This window comes from Paraburkholderia rhynchosiae, from assembly GCF_002879865.1.
Taxonomy (GTDB): domain Bacteria; phylum Pseudomonadota; class Gammaproteobacteria; order Burkholderiales; family Burkholderiaceae; genus Paraburkholderia; species Paraburkholderia rhynchosiae.
The window spans coordinates 23,298-29,334 of sequence record NZ_PNXY01000053.1 but is presented as its reverse complement, the minus strand read 5'-3'; the positions used below and the strand labels follow the sequence as shown (position 1 = coordinate 29,334).

Here is a 6,037-nt window from a genome sequence, read left to right as displayed (position 1 = left end):
GAACGCTCCACTCCATTGAGCATGTGATGTCGTGGTCAATCTGGCGGCGTCAACATCAATACCGCGCCCAGCAATGTCACTACCGGCGACGCGGTGGCGTGCCTCCGGCGTATCTACGGCTGTAGTATTAGACGCTGTCAACGGGCGCGGTGCGGCCGCTGACGTTTCGATGATGCGCATTTGCTTCCAGACCTCTCCGGCGGTCAGGTGTCCGAATTGCCGCCGAACTGGTTTCCTCTTCCTGAGGCCAATCGATGAGGATGTGAACGTCACCGCGCTGCTATCGTTCCTGTTTCATATCACCCGTAGCTCGCAGTTCTCAAACACCTGGTGACTTGTACTCCGCTCCGTACAGCGGGCGGGGGCAAGCCGAAAGCTCTACGGCGCGAACCTCGGCATTCCCTTCAAAGTGGAGAGTGGTGGTTCTCTCTATACGGAGGCTCTCGATGGCGCAAAAAGTTTTGCCCCGTCGCCTCTCTCTCACGCCGCCAAGTCCGACGACATTCCTGTTCCACGAGCCTGGCTCGAGTCAGCGGAGCGACAGGTAAATTCAACGGGCTGCAGGGTGCCGGCACATTGCGAATTAACCGGCTATCAGAGTGAGCGCCAATGGATTCTTGAAGGCGAGCTGAGCTGGCCCTAGCTTGAACTCCCGATTGAGAGCATGTGAACGCGGCCAACTTTCTGGCCAAACGATTAAACCGGCAACCCTTATCGCGATTCTTCACGTGTTGTACATGCGAATCGGCCCGCCGAAATGACGCGCCGATTCCCACGAAGCACGCGTCAATCCATATCAGAAGCCACCAGAGTCGAGCCGCACGAACAGCCCGCTGCACTGCAGGACGCGGCGGAGCACCAGGCCTTGCGAAGGACCGTCGCGAGGGGCGGCATTTTTCGGACGCGACGGCGTTGCGGGAGTTTTCCGTTGTCGATTTTGTCGCCTGCCTGCCGTTGTAAAGGCGACGAATGAGCGACAGAAGGCACGAACTATGCGGCGCCTTAGTCATGTGAGCGGCAGACGCTTGCATGAGACATCTTCTCCGGGGGTAAGCCATGACACATATCGGTAGGACGTTTTGCACTTCGGCTCTCGTGATGGCTTTGTCGGCAATACCATACGCACAAGCCGGCGGCACGGCTGGCGGGACGGCAACACCCGGTGTCGGCGCCGGTTGGATGAAGAACCCGAACGAGAGGGGATACGGTTCTCCGGATGTCATGGGCAATGGCATCCGTGGGGCGCCCAGTAACCCTTCGACGGTACGCTCCAACCGCGGCAAGACCAATGGTCTGAATATGGGTACACGTGGCGGCGCGAACAGCGACGTCAACAGCCCACAGGGGGGCCCAAGGCAAAACGGCCAAGCGCGCTAACAGCGAGTTGCACGGGGCGTCAACATCGCTAAAGGCGCACGTCGGCGAGGCATGGAATCGACGACTTTTGACTCGGGCAACAAGCGCTATGTCCTGCTCCCAGGCGACCTGTCGACCCGTCTCCCGCCGGCCGCACGTGAGCGGGACGACGGTTACGGGTGGCTCTGCGATAGGGGCTGTAGCGAGCGCGGCCTCATACCTGATTTCGGAACGGGTTCCCACGAGTTCATTGCCCTTTTCCTCGGCAGAACTGCGCAGGCGTGCTGATGGTCAAGCGTACCTGCGCGGCGCCACTTCTCCCGACTTCCGCTTCGCCAGCGGCGCGCCGAGCGCGAAGTCAGGGGTTGCATCTAGCGGCGCGCCGCAAACGTCGTATTGCTTTGGCCCTCCGGAGTCAGAGGATGCCTAACGAAAGCGCGCTGCGCACGTGAGCGCCACGCGCCGTTTTCCTTTGTTATGGGCCAGTGTCCTGCCATGGCGTTTTCCGGTCGCTCTTTGCGAATCGCGAAAGCCGCTTTTGTGCCTCGAGCATGACGCCGACAGGTGTACTTGCCAGTTGCTGGTCATGAAGCGCCAGCAGCCTTTCGAGAATTGTCGCGTCATCTGGACTGACCTGCCAAATATCGTCTGCTGTCGCACGCGCTGCGCTACGCTCGAGTGCCTCGGCAGCTTCTGGAAACAATCGTTGGTCGACCGTTCCGAAGCCTGCTTCCCGAAGATACCAGGCCAGGTACAGCACGCGTATGAGGTTGCTCAGCAGGTGCCCGTTTCCATTGCCTGCTCGCAATGCCGCGAGCGCCAGGTGATTGCGTAGCGAAAGAGAACGGACAGATTCTAACGTCGGTGGTAGAAGCGTGGCCTTTGCGGATGTCCTGCTGGATACATAACGTCCCCTGTTTCTGTTTCTATTCATTTGGCATAAAAACCGCAAATCGATTGATTCTGGTGCTGGCCCCCGAAATCCATGCACATTGTTCCCGTTTTCTATCTTGTGGAGTCTTGTCGTCGATGACCCTCCGAAACCGACGCAGTATGAATCCAGAACGAAAATCACTGCCGTGAATTGCAATATTTAATAATCTGAAGGCACTGATTACGCGAGCATCATGCATCGTTCACCGGTAATCATATCCTTCTCTAGGGGCAATAAATTCTAAATGGCAAAAAATACCGTTCTTCCCCATGTCTCGCAAACAAATTCCGGAGCTGTAAGCTAATCGCACGCTTTTTCACAAAAATTGTCCGGAAATAGTTTTCATCATATTAGTCGGCGTGGCAATCTGGGGTGGAGTTGGAAAATGACGGTAAATGACCTGGCAACCGTGCTGGGCGCGGGGATGGGCCAATCTCGACGCTTGCTGAAGCTGGATACTGCGTTGGACGGAAATGCGCTTGTGCCAGTGCGGGTAGTGGGCACTTCACGCATTGGACGAAACTACGACTTCACTGTCGATGTCGCGTCGCTAAAGGATTCCATCGAGCTTAAATCCCTCATCGCGAAGCCGGTGACGCTCTGGACGCAACAGAATGACTCGTCGTATCTGCCACGTCATGGCTATGTCCACACTGCACGATTTCTGGGCTCTGACGGTAGCGTTCAGCTTTACCAGATTAGCCTTTCATCCTGGTTGCATTTCCTGAAATTTCGCAGCGACGCGCGGATATTCCAGGACAAGACAGCAGAGGACATTATCTCGGCGGTATTTGACGAGCATCCCCAGTCGAGCGGCGCCTATCGCTTTGACCTCCGTAACCAGTTACCTCCGCGGTCGTTCTGCGTTCAATACGAATCCGACTGGAACTTCGTGCACCGGATTATGGAGGCCGAAGGTCTCTTCGGTTATTTTGAGCAGGCGGATGACGGCAAGGCACATACGTTGGTCATCACGGATGACCTCTACACCGTTAAAGCCCTTGCTCCGCAAGATGTGTCGTTTTATCGAGCGGGCGCTGGAAGCGAAACGGATGCGATAGTCCAGTGGGGCGGAGCACGCACGTTGCAGAGCGTGAGCTATACCACACGCACATTCGACTACAAGAATCCAACCTTCAAGAAAGAGCTGTCCACGCCGACCGTTGACAAGCAAGGTGACCTGCCCGACCAGGCGGAGGTCTACGAGTACACGGGTGCTTATACCTACGGCGACAGTGCTCGTGGCGACGTGTTGTCGAAGACCCGGATGGAAGAATGGGAGTCCCGCGCGAAGCGTTTCTTTGCGACGGGCAGCGTGCGACGAGCCGATGTGGGGCGCTGGTTCCAGCTTGAGGGCGCAACCGCTCTCGCATCCGACAGCCCAGAAAATCGTCAGTTTGCGATTCTGGCTGTGACCTGGTACATCGAGAACAACCTGCCCGTTTCGACCGGGACACAGTTCCGTCATAGCCTGCAGTCACAACTTGCCGAGGCTCGCTCATATCACGCGGGTTCGTCGGACGTCTTCAATGTAAAGGATGCGTTGGATGGCGAAGGTTTCTTCCTCGTCGAACTGGAAACGCAGCGACGCACTGTTCCGTTTCGCAGTCCCTTCGAACACCGTAAGCCCCTGATGCATACCCAGACTGCGACAGTGGTCGGCCCGAATCAGGAGGAAGTATTCACGGACAGCCTCAACCGGGTCAAAGTGCTAATGCACTGGGACCGGCTGAACGGCGGCGATGAAAAGGCTTCATGCTGGCTGCGCGTCATGTCACCAAATGCCGGCGGAACGCTCGGCGGTGTATTTGTCCCACGTGTGGGACATGAAGTGGGAATCGTCTACCTGGATGGCGATTGTGACCGCCCGGTCGTCAGCGGAAGTCTGTTCAACGGACAGCAGACGCCGCAATGGCATTCCAACGGGTTGCTGTCGGGTTACAAATCGAAGGAATTTCAGGGCACAGGCTACAACCAGCTTGTCATGGATGATTCGACGGGCCAGAACCGTGCGCAGCTTTTCAGCAGCACGTCACAGAGCTACTTGCATCTCGGCTACCTCGTTGACCAGCAAGGCAATACGCGCGGCAACTATCTTGGGACTGGCTTCGACCTGAAGACCGATTCGTACGGAGCTGTGCGCGCTTCGCAGGGTATGTATTTGTCGACGTACGCGCGGGTCGGCACGTCGACCCAGCCGCTCGATGTCAAGGAGGCACATCAGCACCTCGTCGATTCGGGCGGTGTCGTTGAGCGGCGCTCCGAAGTCGCAACAGGCGGTCAGGCCGAAGGCTTGCAGGACGCACAGGACACCATTAACGACTTCGCAGCCGCGACGCAGAGCGCGCGGCAGGCAAACGCGGTTGGCGGAAACACGGCCGGTGGCGGAACTGGCGAGGCGAACGGATTCGCTCAGCCCGTGATGCTGCTCGCCAGCCCCTCCGGCATCGGCCTTTCGACGCAGAAATCCATCCAGGCCGCGGCGACGGAGCACGTCAACATCGTGAGTGGCGCAAGCACGCACATTGCCGCGTCCAAGTCACTCATCGCAAGCGTGGGCGAAAAACTCAGTCTCTTCGTGCAGAACTCGGGCATGAAGCTCTTCGCAGGCAAAGGAAAGGTCGAGCTGCAGGCCCAGTCCGATAACGTCGAGATTACGGCCGACAGGACTGTCAAGGTTGTGTCGACTTCTGATGCCGTCAATGTGATGGCAGACAAGGAAATCAAACTGATGGCGGGTGGTGCAACGATTCGCCTGGCAGGGGCAACATCTATGTGCATGCGCCCGGCCTGGTCGAAATCAAAGGTACCCAGCATTCTTTCCAGGGCCCGGCGAGTGAGAATGCCGCAACACAACTGCCCGTGACTGAGGCGTGTGCGCAGAAATTTGCTTCTGCCTCGCAGGCCGGTGCGGCCATTGTCGACTAGGCGTACCCATGGACCAGTACCTGATTGTGGAGCCCGACAACGGCCTCGTTGACCTTGGCATGGCGCCACGGCTGTACGAAGTCGGCGAGATTGTCCCGGCTGCGATGCCGGAACTCAAAGGGGTGATGCCGATGCTTTACGCAGTGGAGCACCCTGAACAGCAACTTCCGGCTATCGAGACCATTGCGGCTCGGGACCTGCAGGAGGGCCTCGCACCGCGCGTCTGCGCGCTGCTTGAGACTGATGCAAGCGCCGATGCATTGATGCGGCACGTCAGTGGCATGCTTGCGCTGCCGCGCGAACCCGAGGGCCACTCGGTATTCCGATTCTACGACCCTCGGGTGTTTCGCAACCTTGGATGGGTGCTTCGACCGGAACAGCTATCGCTCGTGTTCGGACCAGTGCTGCGCTGGCGCTATTTCTCAGGCGGTGGATGGCTGACGGTGGAGCGTCCGGCGGTCGCGCCTGCTCAACGCCTGTCGCCGTGGACTGACCAGTGGGCCTCGCTGCGCCGCCTGCATCTCATCGAGCAGGCACTGCAGTCCATCCGGAACGCTGGGGAGCCCGTTGATGAGCGCACCCCTCGTCAGCTCGACGCCCTGTTCACGAAGGGCGCCCGATATCGCCTCGCGGGAGAGGACCTGACGGTGTTTGCCGTACAGGGCTTGCTGGTCTCACCGAATTTCGACCGACATCCGAAGGTCGCCGCGGCGCTTCAGCCGGGGCAGACGTCGTCGTACTCGGAAATCACCGCTTTGTGGACCGATGAAAACTGGGCGCAGATTGCGCAGGAAGCGGCGCTGTACGCGTAACGCAACA

The 6,037-nt window shown here is 58.5% G+C and carries 2 protein-coding genes and 1 pseudogene; 2 read left to right on the top strand and 1 reads right to left on the bottom strand.

From position 1 onward, the window contains the following. Window positions 1–1,831: 1,831 nt before the first annotated feature. Window positions 1,832–2,164 carry a hypothetical protein gene (locus tag C0Z16_RS34655; RefSeq protein WP_146014402.1) on the bottom strand — a complete coding sequence of 111 codons (333 nt, stop codon included), beginning with the start codon at window positions 2,162–2,164 and terminating at the stop codon, window positions 1,832–1,834. A 511-nt stretch (window positions 2,165–2,675) separates the two neighbouring features. Between C0Z16_RS34655 and C0Z16_RS34650 the strand changes: the two are divergent. Together C0Z16_RS34650 and C0Z16_RS34645 are read left to right on the top strand one after the other, a co-directional pair. Then, window positions 2,676–5,218: pseudogene (locus tag C0Z16_RS34650) on the top strand (type VI secretion system Vgr family protein). A gap of 8 nt (window positions 5,219–5,226) precedes the next feature. Then, window positions 5,227–6,030 (top strand): DUF4123 domain-containing protein, encoded by an 804-nt coding sequence (locus tag C0Z16_RS34645; protein WP_102636495.1) that lies wholly within the window; start codon window positions 5,227–5,229, stop codon window positions 6,028–6,030. Window positions 6,031–6,037 lie beyond the last annotated feature (7 nt).